Below are 19985 nucleotides of genomic sequence, written 5' to 3'. Positions count from 1 at the left end.
CTGAATACACTGCCGATTTTTATCCAAACTCTACTATTATGAAAAATAAAATACTTAAAAACAGTATTACAACTTTGCTTCTTCTGTTTAGCATTGCTGTTTTTTCTCAAGGAAAAAGTGCCAATTTATTATTGGATGCTTTTTATTCGAAAATTAAAAATCAAAAAACACTACAAATTATAGATGCGCGCGGACCAGACGAGTTTGCCTTAAACCATATTGAAGGTGCCGTAAATTTTAATTTGAAATCTGAAGATTATGAGAAACAAGTTGCTGCTTTAAATCCATCACAACCGGTTTTTATTTATTCAATTGCAGCTTACAGAAGCGGACTTCTATCAACTGATTTAGCCAAAAGAGGATTCTCTGAAGTTTATATTCTAGAAGGCGGAATCGCAAGTTGGATTGGAGGTGGAAAACCGTTTTACAGCAATCTAAAAAGTAAATTATCATTGGCCGAATACAAAAAAATTCTCGCTTCTAATAATTATGTTTTGGTCGATATTGGTTCAAAATACTGCGCAACTTGTAAAACAGTTAAACCAATTTTAGAATCGATTAGATCGCAATACGGAGAAAAGCTAAAAATCATTGAAATAGAATTAGAAGAAAGTCCGCAGGTTATTGCCGATCTAAAAACCGTAAAGGTATTCCCTACTCTGATTCTTTATGAAAATAATAAAATTGTTTTCAAAAAAGATGGATTAGGCGATTTGAAAAATGATGTTGATGTGGTTTTGGCTTCGAAGTGATAATCTAATTTCAGTATAAATTTAGCTGTAATCGTGTCAGGCTGAACGAAGTCGAAGCCTACGTTAGAAACTTTACAACGATTTATTTTTTTTGGGACGGAGCTACTTGTGTGGGCTTCGACTTCGCTCAGCCTGACAAACTGCGCATGAAAAAATTAAACAACGCAAAAACAAAATTCAAAAAATAATAACTCACCAAAATATGGCTAACTATAAAAAAATAACCAAAATAATTCTACCCATTTTAATAGTGCTTCTCATTCTCGCGGCGTTTCTTTTTTGGCCAATTAATACCGATGGCACTTTAGTCAAAGAAGATCAAAAATTGGCAGAAGGGAAAAAAGCATTTTTAGCTTCCAAAACTTCAATAGATTCACTTTCAGCAAAAAAACCTAATATTATCATTCTTCTTGCCGATGATTTAGGAAAATATGATATTTCGCTTTACGGCGGAAAATCGACACCTACTCCACAAATTGATTCTTTGGCCGCTTCTGGAGTCACTTTTACTGATGGCTATGCTTCTGCCGCAATCTGTTCTCCATCTCGCGCTGGATTAATTACGGGAAGATATCAAGAACGTTTCGGACACGAATATCAGCCAGGAGATCGTTACCCTAAAAACAACTTGGAATATTATGCTTTCAAGTATGTAATGAATACCAATAATTGGAGATTGAATGATAAAATTGAATACCCAAACGATGCTTCTATTAAAACACAAGGGCTTCCGAAATCTGAAATTACTTTTGCTGATTTGGCCAAAAGACAAGGTTACAGTACCGGAATTATCGGAAAATGGCATTTAGGACACAACAAAGGTTTCTTTCCTTTAGATCGCGGTTTCGATTATCATTATGGATTTTATCAAGCATTTTCGCTTTTTGCTCCAGAAGACAACAATCCAGATATTATCAATCATCATCATAAAGATTTTACTGATAAGATGATTTGGGGAAAAGGTCGTGTCGGAATCGGGCAAATTCGTCGTGATACAACTGTTATTGACGAAAAAGCTTATTTAACGGAAAAATTTGCCGAAGAAGCTGAAGCTTTCATTGACAAAAACAAAAAGAAACCCTTTTTACTTTACATTCCGTTTAACGCGCCACACACGCCATTTCAGGTTCGTAAAAAATATTACGATCGTTTTCCGAATGTAAAAGACGAAAACAAACGTGTTTATTTTGCTATGATCAGTGCGCTCGATGATGCGATTGGAAGAATCCGTGAAAAAGTAAAAAAAGAAGGTCTTGAAGAAAATACTCTAATCATTTTTGCAAGCGACAATGGCGGTGCCGATTATACTTTTGCTACAACAAACGCTCCATTAAAAGGCGGAAAATTTTCTCATTTCGAAGGCGGAATAAATGTTCCTTTTGCACTTTCGTGGAAAGGAAAAATTAAACCTCATACTGTTTACAAAACACCTGTAAGTACTTTGGACTTTTTTACAACAATTGCCGCTGCAATTGGTTCTGATTTACCAAAAGACAGAATTTATGATGGTGTCGATTTAATAAAAACGGTGAATGAAAATAAAGTCGCTCATCAAAATTTATATTGGCGTTCGGGCGACGCAAAAGCCATAAGAAGCGGCGATTGGAAATTGGTTATAAGCGGTAAAACACACGAAAAATGGCTTTATAATCTTGCCAAAGATAAATCTGAAAATATCGATTTGGCTTCAAAAAATCCTGAAAAGGTTAAAGAATTACAAACTGCACTACAGACTTGGGAAAAAGGATTAATAAAACCACTTTGGCCTAATCTAACTTATTATGAATTCGATTTTGGAAAACAGAAATACTTTGTTGATTTGTAATGACTTAAAGAAATAATTACTTTTTTTGATATTTTAAGTAATTATAAACAGAAGGCGATTGTACAAAATACAATCGCCTCTTTTATAAATATTTAGTAAGATGATTAATCTCTAAACTCGTTTAAAGATTTCTCGATAATTTCAAGACAATCTTTAATTTGCTCTTCTGTCATAACCAAAGGTGGCGCCAATCTGATTTTATTTCCGTGAGTTGGTTTTGCCAATAATCCGTTGTCTCTAAATTTTAAACAGATTACCCAAGCCAAATCAGATTCTTCGTCAGTATTGATTACGATAGCATTCAAAAGTCCTTTTCCGCGAACAAGCGTAATTAAATTATTTTTCTCAGCGATTTTATTCAATCCGTCTCTTAAAATAACGCCAAGACGTTCTGCGTTTTCGGCTAATTTTTCGTCTTTAATTACATCTAAAGCTGCAATTGCAACGGCCGCTGCAACAGGATTTCCACCAAAAGTAGATCCGTGCTGACCTGGTTTAATGACGTTCATGATTTCATCATTACATAAAACAGCAGAAACTGGATAAACTCCACCAGAAATTGCTTTTCCTAAAATTAAAACATCAGGCTGAACGTTTTCGTGATGAACCGCCAATAATTTTCCTGTACGCGCAATACCTGTCTGCACCTCATCGGCAATAAAAAGAACATTATGTTTTTCGCAAAGTGCTTTCGCTTTCGCTAAATAACCTTCAGAAGGAACATAAACTCCTGCTTCACCCTGAATTGGCTCTACTAAGAATCCAGCAATATTTTTTGATGAATTTAAAGCATTTTCAAGTGCTTCAAGATTGTCATATTCAATTTTGATAAAACCATCTGTAAAAGGTCCGAAGTTTTTACGAGCCGTTTCATCATTAGAAAATGAAATAATTGTAGTGGTTCTTCCATGGAAATTATTCTCGCACACAATAATCTGCGCTTGATTTTCAGGAATTCCTTTTACTTCATAAGCCCATTTTCTAGAAATTTTCAAAGCTGTTTCAACTGCTTCAGCTCCTGTATTCATTGGAAGAACTTTATCAAAACCAAAATATTTGGTTACGTATTCTTCGTAGTTTCCTAATTTATCATTGTAAAAAGCACGAGAAGTCAAAGTCAGTTTTTGTGCTTGTTCCACCATTGCATTTACAATTTTCGGATGACAGTGACCTTGATTTACCGCAGAATAAGCCGATAAAAAGTCATAATATTTTTTGCCATCAACATCCCAAACGTATACTCCTTCTCCGCGCTCTAAAACTACTGGAAGCGGATGGTAATTGTGAGCTCCATATTTATTCTCTTTTTCAATCAAAACTTCTGATTTTGACGAAAGTGCTTTTTCTGTACTTATCATAATCTGCTTTTTATTTTTACAAAAATATCAAAATTAAATTAAAAAGCGCTTTAAAAATTTATTTTTGACTTAAAAATAACAATTTTAAAGTCAAAAATTATATTTCACAACAACAAAAAGACAATATTTATTTTTAATAGAAAACCAGTTTTATAATCCATTATTAAAAAAAATAATTACTTTTATAAATTAGCAACAACAGATTTTAAAAGATTATCATTGAATGGATTTATTAGACGAATTTGATATTAGTATTATTAAAGAATTGGAAAAAGACGGGAGAATGGCTTTTTCTGCCATTGCCACCAATTTGAAAATATCAAATACAATGGTGCACCAGCGTATTAACAGGATGATAGAACAAGGTGTTATTGGTGGTATAAAGCCGATAATTCAGGAAAAGAAAATTGGATACGATTGGGCTTCTTTTACGGGGCTTACACTAAACAAAGATTCTGATTCTGAACGAATTATTGAAGCTTTAAAGGAAATTCCGGAAATTACAGAATGTTATTATGTAACAGGTTCTTTTACTTTATACATTAAAATCATTGCCAAAAATCACGAACATATGCGCCGTATTCTTTATGAAAAAATTGACGGAATTCCGGGTATTGATAAAACCGATTCTATTGTAGAATTAGGTTGTGCATTTAAAAGAAATATTTCACTATAAATATATTTTTATAGACTGAAAATTTTTGGTTATAAACCTCACAAGATTTTACTTGTGAGGTTTTTTTGTAACATAATATTTCTGATATTTGTTAAAAATTGTATAATTATGAAAAATACCGTACTAATTTTATTCAGTGCAATCTTATTTTCTAACCTTATGAACGCACAATTAAAACCTGTAAAATATACTGAAGGCAGCCAGCAATTAAATGGCTTTTTTATTAAATCTGCCAAAAAAAGCGCCAACAATCCTGGAATCTTACTTTTACCAGCTTGGCTCGGAATTGACAATGCTTCCAAAGGCATTGCAGAAGAACTATCTAAACTAGGTTATCATGTCTTTATCGCCGATATTTATGGAGAAGGAAACTATCCAAAAAATACTAGAGAAGCAGGAAAACAAGCTGGTTTTTATAAAACAAATTATGAAGCTTACCAAAAACGTATTGATACAGCTTTAAAAGAATTAGTAAAATCGGGTGCAAATGCAGACAATATAGTTGCCATTGGATATTGTTTTGGCGGAACTGGCGTTTTAGAAGCTGCTCGAGGTCATCTAAACGTAAAAGGTGTCGCTTCTTTTCATGGCGGTTTAGGCAAAGATGCCAGTAGAAAAATTGAATCAATTTCTACTAAAGTTTTAGTTTGTCATGGAGCTGATGATCCATTTGTTTCAAAAGATGAGATATTGGCATTTCAACAAGAAATGAGAGATTCGAAAGCAGATTGGCAAATGATTTATTATGCAAATTCTGTTCATTCGTTTACCAATCCAGAAGCAGGAAGCGACAACTCTAAAGGTGCTGCTTATAATGCTGTTGCTGCAAAAAGATCTTTTGATCATTTACAGCTTTTCTTAAACGAAGTTTTAAAGAAATAATACCACCCCAACCAAAAACAAATTAATCAAACCAGTTCAATGTCACACAACAAAATTAGAGAAGATAAAACCTGTTTAAATTGTAGACACGTTGTAGAACAAAAATTTTGTCCAAATTGCGGACAAGAAAATAGCGACAGCCGAAAAACTTTTCATCATTTATTTATTCATTTTTTTGAAGATTTAACGCATTACGAAAATGCCTTTTGGAAAACGATTAAAAACTTACTTTTTAAACCTTCAACTCTTACCAAAGAATATCTTTCAGGAAAACGTTTGTCGTATTTAGCGCCTGTGCGACTCTATATTTTTATCAGTTTTATTACTTTTTTATTGATTGCAATGTTTCCAAGTAAAATAACTGAGGATCTAACGAAAAATGACAAAGAAATCACTTCTAATTTTGAAAAAGAAATTAGCAGAGAAAAAGAAAGCTGGAAAGAAAAATCATATTTAAAGTCAAAAACCGTCGACAAATCATATTTTCATTTGAAACCAATGAAAGAAATTGATTCAATTCAGAAATATGGAAAGGAAAGCGAAAAACTAAATGCGACAACTTATTGGGTTTATGAAAAAGCCGTTCATGTTACGGAAAAATATACCAAAAGAGAAATCATTGAAAAATTTATTGAAGCTTTCTTTCATAATCTACCTAAAATTCTCTTTATAGTCATGCCATTTTTTGCTTTTTTCTTGTGGCTTTTCCACAACAAAAAGAAATGGTATTATTTTGACCACGGAATTTTTACCCTCCATTATTTTTCATTTCTGCTGCTCATTTTTCTTATTATGTTTATAATTGATAGGCTTCTTGGTCTTTTTGGAAACGAAAGTCCATTAACGTATGTATCAGGAATTACAACCTTTATTGGCACAATTTGGATGTGTTATTATTTTTATCCTGCACATCACCGTTTTTATGGTGAATCCAGAATTGTATCGTTTGCTAAAAGCGTTTGTTTATTCATAATAAACTCACTTTTTATTTTATTTTTACTAACCCTTTACGTTCTTTACACATTTATTAATTTACACTAACTATAGGAATGAAAAAATTACTCCTTTTATTATTAGTTGTTTCTGCGTATTCATGTAAAACCTCGCAGTCAACAGCAAACAAAGACAACTCAGATCCAACAAAATACATTAATGCTATTTCTGAAAAAGATCTTAAAAAAATGCTTTATACTATTGCTTCTGACGAAATGGAAGGCCGTGAAACTGGTTCTCCAGGACAGAAAAAAGCAGGTCTTTATATGATTGAACAATACAAAAAAAGCGGTGTATCTTTTCCAAAAGGAGCTCAAGATTATTACCAGCACATTCCTGCATCATACTTAAATGCAAGACGTAACGAGAATTTAGCTGACTCTGAAAATATCTGGGCATTCATTGAAGGTTCTGAAAAACCAGATGAAATTTTAGTAATTTCTGCTCATTACGATCACGTTGGAATTAAAAATGGTGAAGTTTATAATGGAGCCGACGATGATGGTTCTGGAACTGTAGCAGTTATAGAAATGGCTAAAGCTTTCGCGAAAGCCAAAAAACAAGGCCACGGACCAAAACGTTCTATTTTGTTTCTTCATGTAACTGGAGAAGAACATGGATTACACGGATCTCGTTTCTATTCTGAAAACCCATTATTTCCAATTGCCAATACAATTGCCGATATCAATATCGACATGATTGGCCGTCGCGATGTTGAACATTCAAACACCAACAATTATGTATATGTAATTGGTGCTGACAGATTATCTTCAGACTTACATAATGCTGTTGTAGCTCAAAATGAGAAATACATTAAAATGGACTTAGATTTTAAATTTAATGATCCTAAAGATCCAAATCATTTTTATGAGCGTTCTGACCATTACAACTTTGCAAAACATGGCATTCCTTCTGTTTTCTTCTTTAATGGAGTTCACGCAGATTACCACGGTAAAGACGATACAGCAGAAAAAATCGAATACGATGCTCTAACAAAAAGAACAAAATTAGCTTTCTCAATTGCTTGGGATTTAGCCAATAGAGAAAATAGACCAGTAGTGGATAAAAAATAAGTTACTAAGGTTCTGAGATTCTAAGGTTCTAAGGTTCTAAGGTTTCTTTAAAACGATTATAAAAAAAGGATGAGTAAAACTCATCCTTTTTTTATAATATATCTTCGGCTCTTATTCTAAAAGACACTAAAAAAAACTTAGAATCTTAGCATCTCAGAACCTTAGCACCTTTACTAGTCATTCATAGAAATCAAAAACTCTTCGTTATTTCTGGTTTTCTTGAAGCGGTCGTTCACGAAATCCATAGATTCTACTGGGTTCATATCAGAAAGATATTTACGCATGATCCACATTCTTTGCAATGTTTTTTCGTCTAATAATAAATCGTCACGACGTGTACTTGAAGAAGTAAGATCGATTGCTGGGAAAATACGTTTATTGGCTATCTTACGGTCTAATTGAAGTTCCATATTACCAGTTCCTTTAAATTCTTCGAAAATTACTTCGTCCATTTTAGAACCCGTTTCTGTTAATGCAGTTGCAATGATACTTAAAGAACCTCCGTTTTCTACATTTCTAGCTGCTCCAAAGAAACGTTTTGGTTTTTGTAATGCATTAGCATCGACACCTCCACTTAAAACTTTTCCAGAAGCTGGCTGAACTGTATTGTAAGCTCTAGCCAAACGTGTAATAGAATCTAATAAAATTACAACATCGTGTCCACATTCTACCAACCGTTTTGCTTTTTCAAGAACAATGTTGGCAATTTTAACGTGCTCTTGCGGTTCTCTATCGAAAGTTGAAGCGATAACCTCGCCACGAACACTTCTTTGCATATCTGTAACCTCCTCTGGACGCTCGTCAATAAGCAAAACAATTAAATATACTTCAGGATGGTTGGCTGCAATTGCGTTTGCAATATCTTTTAAAAGCATTGTTTTACCCGTTTTTGGCTGAGCAACGATCATACCACGCTGTCCTTTACCAATAGGAGAAAACAAATCTATAATTCTAGTTGAAACTGAACTTCCTTTTTCAGCAAGTTTAAATTTTTCTGAAGGGAAAACTGGTGTTAAGTGTTCGAAAGAAACTCTATCACGAACAACTTGCGGATCGTGTCCATTAATTTTTAATACACGAACCAAAGGGAAAAATTTTTCTCCTTCTTTTGGAGGGCGAACCACTCCTTTTACTGTATCTCCAGTTTTTAGACCAAATAATCTAATTTGCGAAGTTGACAAATAAATATCATCTGGAGAAGCTAAATAATTATAATCTGATGAACGTAAAAAACCGTAACCGTCTGGCATCATTTCAAGAACACCTTCACTTTCTATAATTCCATCAAATTCAAAATCTGAATCTCTGAAATTATTGCTTTTTTTATTTTTATGATTAGGGTTTTGATTTTGATTGTTATGATTTCCGTTTCCATTACCATTCCCGTTTTGATTTTGATTCTGATTCGGGTTTTGATTTTGGTTCTGGTTCTGATTTTTATTCTGATTCGGATTGATCTTTTTTGCAGGAGCAATGGCTGGAGTTTTTTCAGCAGTTTCAGCAGTTGGTTCTGAAATAACTGGCTCTGTTGTAGCAGTTTCTAAAACTGGTTCTGCTGTAGCTTCTTTTGTTGCTACTACTTTTTCTTTTTTCAGTGCTACTTTCTTCTCATATGCCGACTTATTGAATTTTACAATTTTAGGCTCTTTCTTTGCTACTGATGATTTATTATCTTGTGCTTCTACAGGCGTTGTTTCAGCAATTGGCTGCGTCGTTTCAGCAATATCATTTTTTTGAACAGTTTCCTCTACTTTATCAAATTCTAAAACGGGTGTATTTTTGGTATTTGCTGCTTTAGTTTTTGCTGGTGCAATTCTAGCACGTTTTGGTTTTTCTTCTTTTGATTCAGAAACTACAGCTGTTTGAGGAGCTTCTGCAGGCGCAAGAGTACTTTCTTGGTGAGCTAAAATCTGACTAATTAAAGTCTCTTTTTTGACACCATTAATCTTAATTGTTTTAGCTAACTTAGCTATTTCTTGAAGCTCAGAAAGCTTCATTTCTTTTAATGCAGAAATATCAAACATGAATATTCTATGAATTTAATTATTTTAAAAGGAAATACTGTAAAAAGAATAGGTAGATAATTAATTTGAATTGACCGCAGTATGAAGTGCTTACGGTATTATGATGCAATAATACGAATAAAATTTAATCATACAATAGTATTTTAAAAAAAGAAAATATATTTTTGTAAAACATTTTTAGACCATGATACAAAGAATTCAAACTGTATATTTAATTTTAGCTTTTGCAGCAACTGGCATTTTAATGCTTTTTGTTCCTTTATGGACAACTGCCGCAGGAAAGCCTTTCTTTTTTATGCAGGACCAACTTTATACTGTTTTATTAGGCTTAACAACTATGCTTAGCATTATTAGTATAATTTCATTTAAAAAGAGACAAAATCAGTTTGTTTTAAACAGACTAAACATAATATTAAACTTAATTTTATTAGGATTATTTGTATATCGATCACTAAATTTATCTGGAGAGGCAGAAGTCTCTGAGAAAGGTATTGGGATGTTTATGCCGATTGTTGCTATCGTGTTATTAGTTTTAGCTAATAAAGCCATCAAGAAGGACGAAGATCTTGTAAAATCTGTAGATCGTTTGAGGTAAACCTATAAACTTAATTTATTTGTGCGAAGAAAACCCGAATTTAACTATTCGGGTTTTTTTATGCCCTATTATATTATAAATCAAGCTTAAAGAGTATAATACAAATATACTTTTCATGATAAATTTGCATTTTCAAATTCAAATAATCATGACGTCAAAAATAAAGATTCATCTCGCTGATGATCATCAGGTATTGATTGATGGACTTTCTAATTTATTAAAAACTGTTCCTAATTTTGAAGTAGCAGGAAGCTCTCTTGATGGCACTACAGTTTACAACGATGTCATTTTAGATCAAGCTGATGTTCTAATTCTAGATATCAGTATGCCTAAAAAAGATGGAATTGAAACTTTAAAAGAATTCAAAGACAAAAAATCTACTTGTAAAGTGATTATTCTGTCTAGTTATGATGATTTAAAAATCATCAAAGAAGTCATGAAACTAGGTGCTAAAGGCTATCTAACTAAAAACTGCGCTGGCGAAAATATTATTGAAGCTGTTGAAGCTGTTCATGAAGGTCAAGAATATTTTAGCGACGCAGTTAGAAAAAAAATCTTCAACACTTTTAAAGATAATCCAAAACTAAACCAAAATGCAGCAATCGAAAATCCCATTTTAAGCCCACGTGAAATTGAAATCATCATATTAATTGCTTTGGAATACAGTGGAAAAGAAATTAGTGAAAAACTTTTCATTAGCTCACATACTGTAGAAACGCATCGCAAGAATATTATGAAAAAACTAAACATAAAAAGCACAATTGGCTTAGTAAAATATGCCCTTAAAAACAATTTGATAAATTCATAAAACAGCATTTATGTTTCGTTTTCATTTTCTCTTATGCTTATTTTTTTCTTTCGCTGTAAAAGGGACCGTTCTTTCTCAACAATTAGCAAGCATATATAAGAATGAAACCATTGCTGCAAATCAAATCAACGAAGCCAATAAATTAACAGACAAAAAGATAGTTAGTTTATCAATCATACTTATTATTATCCTTTTTCTTCTATTTTACTTTTTGTACCAAAACAACAAATTGAAAGAAAAAATAAAACGAAAAGACACGAAGCAAAAAATCCTGCTCAACATTATCAATTCAAGCATTGATTCTCAAGAAATTGAACGAAAAAAAATTGCTTCTTTTCTTCATGACAACATAAACTCATTACTTTCGTCTGCTGGATTACACTTAAACACTTTTACAGTACAGCACGAAATTAAATCTGAAGAAATTCATAAAGCTAAAACTATATTATCTCAAGCTCATGAACTTTTACGAGACATGTCGCACGATTTAGTTCCTTCTCTTTTAGTTCGTTTTGGATTGATTTACGCTTTGGAAGATTTATGCGAAAAAAACTCCAATTCGGCTATTGTTTTCAAATTCTCAAGTTCTATTCCCACAAATAAAAGATACACCGAAAAATTTGAAATGAAGTTATACTTTATAGTAACTGAGTTATTCAACAATATTATCAAACATAGCGACGCAAAAGAATCCAACCTTTCTCTAATTGAGAAAAACAATTTATTGATTCTCCGTATTGATGATGACGGAATTGGTTTTAAAACTCAGAAGCCAAAAGATTTAGAAGGTTTTGGTTTAAACCGAATTAGAGCTCGAATCAAAAAATATAAAGGCACCATTTCAATTACCTCAAAAGAAAACGAAGGAACTCAAATAAAGATCCAAATTCCGTTACCGCATTAAAAATTACTTTGCTCCAATTTCGACAATTTCCAAGTCTTTTATTTTATCATCATCTATTACAAAACGAAGCATAGTTCTTACTTTATGAAATCCGCTTTTTCCAGCAGCTCCCGGATTCATATGCAGTAAATTATTTTTCTTATCAAACATGACTTTCAAAATGTGCGAATGTCCACAAATAAAAAGTTTTGGCGGATTTTGAGTCATTTCTTCTCTTACATTCGGATTATATTTCCCTGGATAACCACCAATGTGTGTAATCCAAACCGAAACATTCTCGCATGAAAAACGATTGTTTAAAGGAAATTCCATTCTTGCCTTTGCATCGTCAATGTTACCGTAAACGGCTCTTAAAGGCTTTAGCTTCTTAATAGTATCCGTAACAACCAAATCACCAATATCTCCAGCATGCCAAACTTCATCGGCTTGATTTACATATTTTAAAATTGTGTCATCAATATGACTGTGTGTATCGGAAAGAAGTAGGATTTTGGTCATTTTCTCGAAGGAGCTAAGGTTCTGAAAAGCTAAGATACTGAGATTTTTTTTAAAGACACTAAGGAACTAAGATTGTAAGAGGCTAAGTTTTTTCTTTAGAGATGAACTTCTATGTTTTTAGCATAATAAAAAAACCGATTTGCTTTCGCAAATCGGTTTTGAGATTTAAACCTTTAAAAGATTTATTGTTTTTTAGGGTTTTTCCCTTCTTTTAATTCTTTAGTATCCATCATTTCCATTAGTTTTAATCCTAACAAACCACTAATAGAACCATCAGAACCACCGTTTCCAGAAATCAAGACATCTGGAATTACTTTGATATTCCCTTTACCAATTTCCTCAGTAACTTTATAACGGGTAAAATTATCTCCACCCATTGCGCTAACTTGTAATTGATAAGATTCTGCAGTAGATTTACCAATTGCCATAATTTTTTCGGCTTCGGCCAAACCTGTTTTAGAAATTCTTTCTGCTTCTGCACTTGCATTTAGCTTAGTTGCTTCGGCCTGTGCTCCCGCTCTTGCTTTTGTAGCTTCGGCTTCTGCGTTCGCACGCATTTTTGTAGCCTCTGCTTCTGCATTTACATTCAGTTTCAAACTGGTTGCATCACCTTCCGCTTTTTTAACAGTTGCGTCTGCGGTTCTTTGCGCAATTTCAACACTTTGTGATGCACGAACAATTTCTTTCTGCATATCAGCAATTGCAGTTTCTTTTTCCATTCCTTGACGCTGTTCTTGTGCCATTCTTTGGGTTTGATAAGTTTTTTGCTCCTCCTCTGCCAGTTTTCTATCTGTCAAAGTTTTCATTAAAGAATCTGGCGGAACAATATCACCAATCAAAGTATCTACAGCATTTACGTTATACTCATCAAGCACTAATTTAATGTGATTTTTTGCCGATTCCTGACGTTCTTTTCTTGTTGTCAAAAACGAAATCACATCGCTATCTTGAGCTGAGTTTCTAAAATAGTTACCAATTGTTGGTTCTAAAACTTGAGAAACCAAGTTATTCATACTTCCAAAACGTGCAATTACTTTTGGTGCTTCTGCTGCGGGAACATGAATAATTTGCGCAACATCCAAATTAAATGGGAAACCGTCTTTTGAACGCACTGTAATTGTAGAAAGATTTTTATCCAAATCATGTGATTCGCTTCTAGCATTTGCCCAGTTTAAAACCAAGTTCGTTGTTGGAACTGCTTCCAATTTTGTTGTATACTTATTCAAGGCATATTTCCCTGGCCCAAAAGGTTCCATCCAAACACCTCGCTGCCCTTTCGAAACAATATTTCCATGTTTAAACGTATCTCCCGTAACATCTTGACCATCTTCTCCAATATAAGAAATCACAACTCCAACGTAACCAATTGGCACATCTGTCATTGGATTTTGTTCTATTAAAATTCCCCATGTATTAATGTAATAAGAACCTGCTAACATAACTTGCGGTTGCAAACCACGATTTCCGCCATGCTCTAAAAATTTGTCAAAATCCTGAAAGTTGTTATGATCATCCACAAATTTACCCGCAATCTGACCTTGCGGAATCGGCTCACCATCAAGAGCTGTCACAATACCAATCATGTTTTCGTAAATCTTGATTTGATCTGCAACTACAATTTCAAATAAGAATGTGTTTATACGATATGATCCAGTAGTAATAAAAGCCGTTTGACGTCCTTTTTGCCCTCCATTATTTAGAAAAGAAGTGGCATCTTGAAAATTATCACTTTCTACTTTTCTGGCTAAGATTCTTCCGGTTGGGATTTCTTTACCGTCTTTACTTAAAACCAAACCAATTTTACCTTCTGGGATAATTGTGAAACCTGTCATATCAATTGAATACTGCCAAATCCACATTCCCCAATACAATCCCGGAGCCAGTGTTTGAGCTTGATATCCAGCTTCTCCTTTTGTAGCAATAATTCTGCCATCTGGGAGCGACCTATCCGCTCCAAATAAAACGAATTTTTTGGTTACTAAACCAATTTTATCCTCAGGAACAATGACCATTCCGAAGAAAACACGCAAAATAAATTTGTAAAAAACAATAGCGAATAAGATTAAAATTATCCACCAATAAGAAGTAATTTCATTCATAGTTTTTGATATTTAGTAGCACAAACATAATAGAAATATTTCCTGTTAAAATGAAATATTTTAAAAATTAACATTTGAAGTTTTTCTTGCAAAAAATGTTAAAAAACAGCTTCGTTTCCATCGTTGGAATTTTCGTTTTCTGACACGTTTTTTTGCTCTGTCAACTGTGATTTGCATTTTGCGTTTTAATAGATTTTAACACTAGTTTCATCATTCTGCTGGCCGAAGATGTCGAGTTTTGTTTTTAGTTTTTATCTTAATGACTGTTTTTTATTTTAAAAAATACCAAAGATATTCTACCTATTATATATGTATAATTTTCAATTTATTTTTACCAATACAATGCATCGTATTTCTACAGATACAAATAGTAAAAAAACTCAAAACCTTAGCATCTCAGGATCTTAGTATCTAAAAAAAAACTTAGCCCCTTAGCAACTCAGAATCTTAGCATCTTTTAAAAAAACCTTTGTACCTTTGCACCTCAGAACCTCTGTCCCTTAAAATGAGATATTTTATTCAATTTGCTTACAACGGAACACATTATCATGGCTGGCAGATACAGCCCAACGCATCTTCCGTTCAGGAAACTTTAAATAAAGCTTTTTCAGTTTTACTGAATGAACCCATAAGTATTATGGGTGCTGGAAGAACAGATACTGGCGTACATGCAACTGAAATGTTTGGGCATTTTGATACTGAAAAAACTTTGGACGTTTCTGTATTGGTTCATAAACTGAATTCTTATTTACCAAAAGACATTGCCATTTTTGATATTATTCTGCTTCATGACGATGCGCATTGCCGATTTGATGCTACAAGACGAACTTACGAATATCATATCAATACGGTTAAGAATCCGTTTTTACAGGAATTGAGTTGGTATGTAACTCAAAAATTAGATGTTGATTTGATGAATGAAGCAGCTCAGTTACTATTGAAACATACCGATTTTCAATGTTTCTCAAAAGTGAATACAGATGTCAATACTTTTGATTGCACAATTTTTGAAGCATTTTGGAAACAAGAAAAAGGAAAACTTATATTTACGATTTCTGCAAATCGGTTTTTAAGAAACATGGTTCGTGCCATTGTTGGAACTCTAATTAATATAGGTTTACATAAAATTACGCTGGAGGATTTTGAAAATATCATTGCCAGCAAAAGCAGAGAAAAAGCGGGATTTTCGGTTCCTGCACATGGTTTATATTTAACCAAAATTGATTACGATTATTTATAAGCTGTAAGCTGTAGGCATTAAGCTTTAATCTTTGCGCCTATAGCCTAAAGCCTATTGCTTAAAGCATAAAAAAATAGATGAAAGCAAAAGCATTCGATACAGGATTATTCAAACGAATTTTAAAATATACAAAGCCTTATAAATGGCGTTACTACGGCGTAATTGTATTTGCCGTTTCACTTTCTATTTTCGCTGCACTCCGTCCCTATTTATTAAAAGAAACGGTTGATGGTTACATCAAAACTCATGATAAAATGGGCTTATTAATGTATATCATTTTAATGGGAGTGGTTTTATTGATGGAGGTTTTCTCTCAGTTTTATTTTGTTTATTGGGCCAATTGGCTCGGACAGGATATTGTAAAAGACATTCGAACTAAACTTTTCAAACACATTCTGAGTTTTAGAATGAAATATTTCGATTTAGTACCGGTTGGACAATTGGTTACTAGAGCCGTTTCAGATATTGAATCGATTGCACGTATTTTCAGTCAAGGGTTATTTATGATTATAAGCGACTTGATGAAAATGATGGTCGTACTGATTTTTATGTTTTACATGAACTGGAAACTGACTTGGATTGTGGTTGTTGCAATGCCAATCTTGGTTTATGTTACGAGAATTTTCCAACGTAAAATGCAGGTTGCTTTTGAGGAAGTGAGAACGCAGATTGCTAATATGAATTCTTTTGTGCAAGAACGCGTAACAGGAATGAAAATCGTACAGCTTTTTAATCGCGAAAAAATCGAAGCCGAAAACTTCAAAGAAATCAACAACAAACATAGAGTGGCTTGGATTAAAACCATTTTGTACAACTCGATCTTCTTTCCAATTGCCGATATTATTTCTTCTATCACTTTAGGATTAGTTGTGGTTTATGGCGGTTTCAGAATTTTAAACGGAGATCATTTTACCACTTTTGGAGATTTGTTTTCGTATACAATGTTCATCGGAATGCTATTTAATCCGCTGAGACAAATTGCAGATAAATTTAACGAGATGCAGTTGGGAATGATTGCTGCCAATCGTGTTTTTGATATTATTGACACACAAGATCATATTCAGGATACAGGAAAAATTGAAGCTCCTGTTTTTAATGGAAGAATTGATTTTAAAGACGTTCGTTTTAGCTATATTCCGGAAGAAGAAGTGATAAAAGGAATCGATTTATCGGTTTCGGCTGGACAAACAGTAGCAATTGTTGGTTCGACTGGTGCGGGAAAATCTACGATTATTAATTTATTGAATCGCTTTTACGAAATCAACAGTGGTACAATTTGTATTGATGGAGAAAATATAGAAGACTATACTCTGGCTTCTCTTAGAAAACAAATTGCTGTCGTTTTACAAGATGTTTTTTTGTTCGCCGATACGATTTTCAATAATATCACTTTACATAATCAGGAAATTACCCGAGATATGGTAATTGATGCCGCGAAGAAAATTGGTGTGCATGATTTTATTATGAACCTTCCAAATAATTATGATTTTGATGTAAAAGAGCGCGGTGTTATGCTTTCATCTGGACAACGTCAGCTTATTGCTTTTTTACGTTCTTATGTAAGCAACCCAAGTATTTTGATTTTAGACGAGGCAACTTCTTCTATTGATACATATTCTGAAGAAATGATTCAGCGCGCAACAGAAACAATTACAAAGGGAAGAACTTCTATTATCATTGCGCATAGATTGGCAACAATTGTAAATGCAGATAAAATTGTAGTAATGGACAAAGGTTTGATTGTGGAACAAGGAACACATCAGGAATTACTCACTAAAACTGACGGCTATTACAAAAACTTATACGACTCGCAATTTTCGGTCGCTAATTAGCATTACGAAATCACTTACATTATTCATTGTCAAAATCTCACAAAAAATTAATACGCTAAAAGGACTATCTCTTCATGTATATTAAGAAAATTACTTTAATATAATTTAAAATTAAACGTTTATTCTTACAAATAAATAAGTATCTTTAAAAAATTAATTAATCATTTTTAAAAAATACTTATGAAAAAAAATTTACTGTTTCTCGTTTTCTTTTTAGCCTTTTCAGCGAATGCATTCTCAATGCAAATTTTTGTAAAAGTTGTTGGTTCTTTAGAAACTATAACTCTTGAGGTGGAGAGCTCTGATACCATTGATTATATCAAGTTTAAAATAATGGACAAAACAGGAATTCTTCCTGATTCGCAAAGGCTTATATTTGCAGGAAAACAACTAGAAGACAGCAGAACATTATCAGATTATAACATTCAAAAAGAAAGTACAATACATCTAGTTATTAGAAAGTCAATGTAAAAAATAATTTTTCTTATAGAGAAAAACAAAAACACACTTCTAAAAAGTGTACAATAATAAAATAGTAGGGTTTGACTTTAATTAAAAGGTTAAACCCTTTTTTCATAAAACCGTAGAATTGATTTTAAATTTTTATTCATTCGAATCTGATGCAATTTTCAGCAGCTAATTAATTTTACGAAATTTCCTATATACTTTAAATTCAAAATCTTACAAGAATTAAAACACCAAAAACACAAAAATCTACTATATTTTGGGAAAATTCATTTTAATATTTCTCAAAAACATTACTTGTATTCCTACAAATAAACATGTAAGTTTGATGAATAAATAATCATTTTTAAAAAATACCATGAAGAAAAAATTACTTTTTATCGTTTTATTTTTAGCGTTTTCGCTTAATGCATTCTCAATGCAAATTTTTGTAAAGACTTTGACTGGGAAGATCATAACAATTGAAATTGAAAGTTCAGATACTATTGATAATCTTAAGGCTAAAATATTTGACAAGGAAGGAATTCCAGTTGAATGCCAAAGAATAATATATGCAGGAAAACAGCTTGAAGACGGTAGAACACTATCTGATTATAACATTCCTAAAGAAACTACAGTGCATATGGTTCTTAGAACTCCTCCTTGTAATTAATTTGTTTCTCAAAGCAAATAGGATTAAAACCAGAAGGGTTTGACTTTAATTAAAGTCAAACCCTTTTTTTTCTATAATTTTTTAATAGATTCTAATTCCACTCTAATCATATATATGCATTTTTCCATGAACAAAAAGGAAATCATTAAATTGAAAACTCGGTTTTGACCAATAAAATAATGCTAATTTAATCTAAAATTGACGTTTGTTCCAAAATTAAAAAACTGCATATTTCACAATTTGTGATTTAAAATCCGACTAAAAACTGTCAAAATGATTTCAAAACGTTAAAATAGCGTTATAGAAATCATAAAATTGACATTTCAGTATCAAGTAGATAGCCGAAATTTTTGGTTTATTATTTATCTTTGAGAGTATAGAAATCAAATGTAAAAGAATATGCCACAAAACAGATTTTATCCAAACGAACAATTTAAAGAAATAGAAATAAACGCCTCATTACAATTAAAATATGCCATTTCAAACAGAGGAAGATTAATAAGTTTTACTGACGAAATTGAAAACGGCCGAATACTAAAAGGTGGCTTAAGTGACGGATATCCAACTTTCCGTTTTAAGGTTAAAAAAGACGACAAAATCGTAAACAAATACCTCTTCTTGTATAAATTAGTTGCTCAATATTTTATTCCGAAAGATTCAGAAGATCAAACTTATGTACTGCATCTGGATTACAACAGAAGCAACGATGACATCAGCAATTTACGTTGGGCAACCAAACAGGAAATGATGGCACACAGTCGTAAAAGTCCACGCGTTATTCAGGCGAAAAAAAACCTAATCGAACATAATCTAAAAGCCGACGGAAGAAAATTAACAACCACAAAAGTGATGTTAATTAAAAAAATCTTAGCGCGCCCTGAACAAAAAACACGTCTTAAAATGATTGCCAAACAATTTGGCGTAAGCGAAATGCAAATCAGAAGAATTGCCAGTGGAGAAAACTGGGGACACGTGAAAATTTAATTATTAATTGTGAATTATTAATTCATAAAACATAGTTATAAAAGCCACAGATTACACAGATTAACACAGATTTTTTTAAATCATTTTAATCCTAATAATCTGTGGCTTATTTTTTTTTTAGACTAGACGTTTTGTAATTATTAATCATATCATACGTTTATCAGCTTGCCAATTCAAAACTGACAACTTTTTTAGATTTATTTCCAAAATCACAAAAATCAATTCAGAATTCACAATTTACAATTCACAATTTACAATTCACAATTACTTCATTTTCTGTGAAAAGGTCAAAATCTATGTTTTTAAAAACAAATTTTCAGACGTT

General features: G+C 32.5%; 18 protein-coding genes. 14 read left to right on the top strand and 4 right to left on the bottom strand.

From position 1 onward, the window contains the following. Positions 1 to 38: 38 nt before the first annotated feature. Positions 39 to 752, top strand: a complete 714-nt coding sequence (locus HNP35_RS10195; RefSeq protein ID WP_184161050.1) for a rhodanese-like domain-containing protein — start codon at positions 39 to 41, stop codon at positions 750 to 752. Between the two features lie 202 nt (positions 753 to 954). Then, positions 955 to 2577 carry a sulfatase-like hydrolase/transferase gene (locus HNP35_RS10190; protein WP_184161047.1) on the top strand — a complete coding sequence of 541 codons (1623 nt, stop codon included), beginning with the start codon at positions 955 to 957 and terminating at the stop codon, positions 2575 to 2577. A 104-nt stretch (positions 2578 to 2681) separates the two neighbouring features. Here HNP35_RS10190 and rocD read toward each other — a convergent pair whose 3' ends face one another. Further along, positions 2682 to 3935: an ornithine--oxo-acid transaminase gene (gene rocD, locus HNP35_RS10185; RefSeq protein WP_184161044.1), complete on the bottom strand. Its 1254-nt coding sequence runs from the start codon at positions 3933 to 3935 to the stop codon at positions 2682 to 2684. A 223-nt stretch (positions 3936 to 4158) separates the two neighbouring features. Here rocD and HNP35_RS10180 point away from each other — a divergent pair, with 223 nt between their 5' ends. The 4 genes from HNP35_RS10180 to HNP35_RS10165 all read left to right on the top strand — a co-directional run bounded on the left by HNP35_RS10180 (position 4159) and on the right by HNP35_RS10165 (position 7559). Next, a complete protein-coding gene (locus HNP35_RS10180; RefSeq protein WP_091491630.1) occupies positions 4159 to 4611 on the top strand; it encodes an Lrp/AsnC family transcriptional regulator in 453 nt (150 codons plus the stop codon). Between the two features lie 108 nt (positions 4612 to 4719). Continuing rightward, the gene (locus HNP35_RS10175) at positions 4720 to 5493 is read left to right on the top strand and encodes a dienelactone hydrolase family protein (protein WP_184161042.1); all 774 of its coding nucleotides are present in this window, start codon (positions 4720 to 4722) and stop codon (positions 5491 to 5493) included. A gap of 39 nt (positions 5494 to 5532) precedes the next feature. Continuing rightward, a complete protein-coding gene (locus HNP35_RS10170) occupies positions 5533 to 6534 on the top strand; it encodes a DUF3667 domain-containing protein (RefSeq protein WP_184161039.1) in 1002 nt (333 codons plus the stop codon). 8 nt (positions 6535 to 6542) lie between these two features. Further along, positions 6543 to 7559 carry a M28 family peptidase gene (locus tag HNP35_RS10165; RefSeq protein WP_184161036.1) on the top strand — a complete coding sequence of 339 codons (1017 nt, stop codon included), beginning with the start codon at positions 6543 to 6545 and terminating at the stop codon, positions 7557 to 7559. A 173-nt stretch (positions 7560 to 7732) separates the two neighbouring features. Here HNP35_RS10165 and rho read toward each other — a convergent pair whose 3' ends face one another. Continuing rightward, positions 7733 to 9583 carry a transcription termination factor Rho gene (rho, locus tag HNP35_RS10160; protein ID WP_184161033.1) on the bottom strand — a complete coding sequence of 617 codons (1851 nt, stop codon included), beginning with the start codon at positions 9581 to 9583 and terminating at the stop codon, positions 7733 to 7735. Positions 9584 to 9767: 184 nt separating this feature from the next. On the opposite strand from rho, the gene HNP35_RS10155 reads away from it, so the two are divergent. The 3 genes from HNP35_RS10155 to HNP35_RS10145 all read left to right on the top strand — a co-directional run bounded on the left by HNP35_RS10155 (position 9768) and on the right by HNP35_RS10145 (position 11890). Then, positions 9768 to 10178: a DUF4293 domain-containing protein gene (locus HNP35_RS10155; protein WP_184161031.1), complete on the top strand. Its 411-nt coding sequence runs from the start codon at positions 9768 to 9770 to the stop codon at positions 10176 to 10178. Between the two features lie 148 nt (positions 10179 to 10326). Next, positions 10327 to 10986: a response regulator transcription factor gene (locus HNP35_RS10150; protein WP_184161027.1), complete on the top strand. Its 660-nt coding sequence runs from the start codon at positions 10327 to 10329 to the stop codon at positions 10984 to 10986. Positions 10987 to 11215: 229 nt separating this feature from the next. Beyond that, positions 11216 to 11890: a sensor histidine kinase gene (locus HNP35_RS10145; protein ID WP_246453436.1), complete on the top strand. Its 675-nt coding sequence runs from the start codon at positions 11216 to 11218 to the stop codon at positions 11888 to 11890. A 3-nt stretch (positions 11891 to 11893) separates the two neighbouring features. On the opposite strand, the gene HNP35_RS10140 is transcribed toward HNP35_RS10145, so the two are convergent. Beyond that, entirely contained in the window at positions 11894 to 12388 is a 495-nt protein-coding gene (locus tag HNP35_RS10140; protein WP_184161021.1) for a metallophosphoesterase family protein, read from the bottom strand. 182 nt (positions 12389 to 12570) lie between these two features. Continuing rightward, entirely contained in the window at positions 12571 to 14487 is a 1917-nt protein-coding gene (locus HNP35_RS10135; protein WP_184161018.1) for an SPFH domain-containing protein, read from the bottom strand. Positions 14488 to 14992: 505 nt separating this feature from the next. Here HNP35_RS10135 and truA point away from each other — a divergent pair. The 5 genes from truA to HNP35_RS10110 all read left to right on the top strand — a co-directional run bounded on the left by truA (position 14993) and on the right by HNP35_RS10110 (position 19660). After that, positions 14993 to 15727 (top strand): tRNA pseudouridine(38-40) synthase TruA, encoded by a 735-nt coding sequence (gene truA / locus HNP35_RS10130; protein WP_184161015.1) that lies wholly within the window; start codon positions 14993 to 14995, stop codon positions 15725 to 15727. A gap of 77 nt (positions 15728 to 15804) precedes the next feature. Further along, entirely contained in the window at positions 15805 to 17559 is a 1755-nt protein-coding gene (locus HNP35_RS10125) for an ABC transporter ATP-binding protein (RefSeq protein ID WP_184161012.1), read from the top strand. Between the two features lie 180 nt (positions 17560 to 17739). Next, positions 17740 to 18030, top strand: a complete 291-nt coding sequence (locus tag HNP35_RS10120) for a ubiquitin-like protein (RefSeq protein WP_221433436.1) — start codon at positions 17740 to 17742, stop codon at positions 18028 to 18030. Between the two features lie 352 nt (positions 18031 to 18382). After that, complete coding sequence (locus HNP35_RS10115; protein WP_246453434.1) at positions 18383 to 18676, top strand: ubiquitin-like protein; 294 nt, start codon at positions 18383 to 18385, stop codon at positions 18674 to 18676. A gap of 399 nt (positions 18677 to 19075) precedes the next feature. Further along, positions 19076 to 19660 carry an NUMOD4 domain-containing protein gene (locus tag HNP35_RS10110; RefSeq protein WP_184161009.1) on the top strand — a complete coding sequence of 195 codons (585 nt, stop codon included), beginning with the start codon at positions 19076 to 19078 and terminating at the stop codon, positions 19658 to 19660. Positions 19661 to 19985 lie beyond the last annotated feature (325 nt).

The sequence above is a fragment of the Flavobacterium notoginsengisoli genome (assembly GCF_014207905.1).
GTDB classification, from domain to species: Bacteria; Bacteroidota; Bacteroidia; order Flavobacteriales; family Flavobacteriaceae; genus Flavobacterium; species Flavobacterium notoginsengisoli_A.
Note: the sequence above shows the minus strand (reverse complement) of the source record. Positions and strands in the feature narration are given on the sequence as shown.

Excerpts from the sequence above, each read along its gene's own strand:
- HNP35_RS10195 (WP_184161050.1), top strand. The coding sequence starts at position 39 with ATGAAAAATAAAATACTTAAAAACAGTATTACAACTTTGCTTCTTCTG.
- rocD (WP_184161044.1), bottom strand. The coding sequence starts at position 3,935 with ATGATAAGTACAGAAAAAGCACTTTCGTCAAAATCAGAAGTTTTGATT.
- HNP35_RS10140 (WP_184161021.1), bottom strand. The coding sequence starts at position 12,388 with ATGACCAAAATCCTACTTCTTTCCGATACACACAGTCATATTGATGAC.
- HNP35_RS10190 (WP_184161047.1), top strand. The coding sequence starts at position 955 with ATGGCTAACTATAAAAAAATAACCAAAATAATTCTACCCATTTTAATA.
- HNP35_RS10110 (WP_184161009.1), top strand. The coding sequence starts at position 19,076 with ATGCCACAAAACAGATTTTATCCAAACGAACAATTTAAAGAAATAGAA.
- HNP35_RS10180 (WP_091491630.1), top strand. The coding sequence starts at position 4,159 with ATGGATTTATTAGACGAATTTGATATTAGTATTATTAAAGAATTGGAA.
- HNP35_RS10175 (WP_184161042.1), top strand. The coding sequence starts at position 4,720 with ATGAAAAATACCGTACTAATTTTATTCAGTGCAATCTTATTTTCTAAC.
- rho (WP_184161033.1), bottom strand. The coding sequence starts at position 9,583 with ATGTTTGATATTTCTGCATTAAAAGAAATGAAGCTTTCTGAGCTTCAA.
- HNP35_RS10165 (WP_184161036.1), top strand. The coding sequence starts at position 6,543 with ATGAAAAAATTACTCCTTTTATTATTAGTTGTTTCTGCGTATTCATGT.
- truA (WP_184161015.1), top strand. The coding sequence starts at position 14,993 with ATGAGATATTTTATTCAATTTGCTTACAACGGAACACATTATCATGGC.
- HNP35_RS10155 (WP_184161031.1), top strand. The coding sequence starts at position 9,768 with ATGATACAAAGAATTCAAACTGTATATTTAATTTTAGCTTTTGCAGCA.
- HNP35_RS10150 (WP_184161027.1), top strand. The coding sequence starts at position 10,327 with ATGACGTCAAAAATAAAGATTCATCTCGCTGATGATCATCAGGTATTG.
- HNP35_RS10115 (WP_246453434.1), top strand. The coding sequence starts at position 18,383 with ATGAAGAAAAAATTACTTTTTATCGTTTTATTTTTAGCGTTTTCGCTT.
- HNP35_RS10120 (WP_221433436.1), top strand. The coding sequence starts at position 17,740 with ATGAAAAAAAATTTACTGTTTCTCGTTTTCTTTTTAGCCTTTTCAGCG.
- HNP35_RS10170 (WP_184161039.1), top strand. The coding sequence starts at position 5,533 with ATGTCACACAACAAAATTAGAGAAGATAAAACCTGTTTAAATTGTAGA.
- HNP35_RS10125 (WP_184161012.1), top strand. The coding sequence starts at position 15,805 with ATGAAAGCAAAAGCATTCGATACAGGATTATTCAAACGAATTTTAAAA.
- HNP35_RS10135 (WP_184161018.1), bottom strand. The coding sequence starts at position 14,487 with ATGAATGAAATTACTTCTTATTGGTGGATAATTTTAATCTTATTCGCT.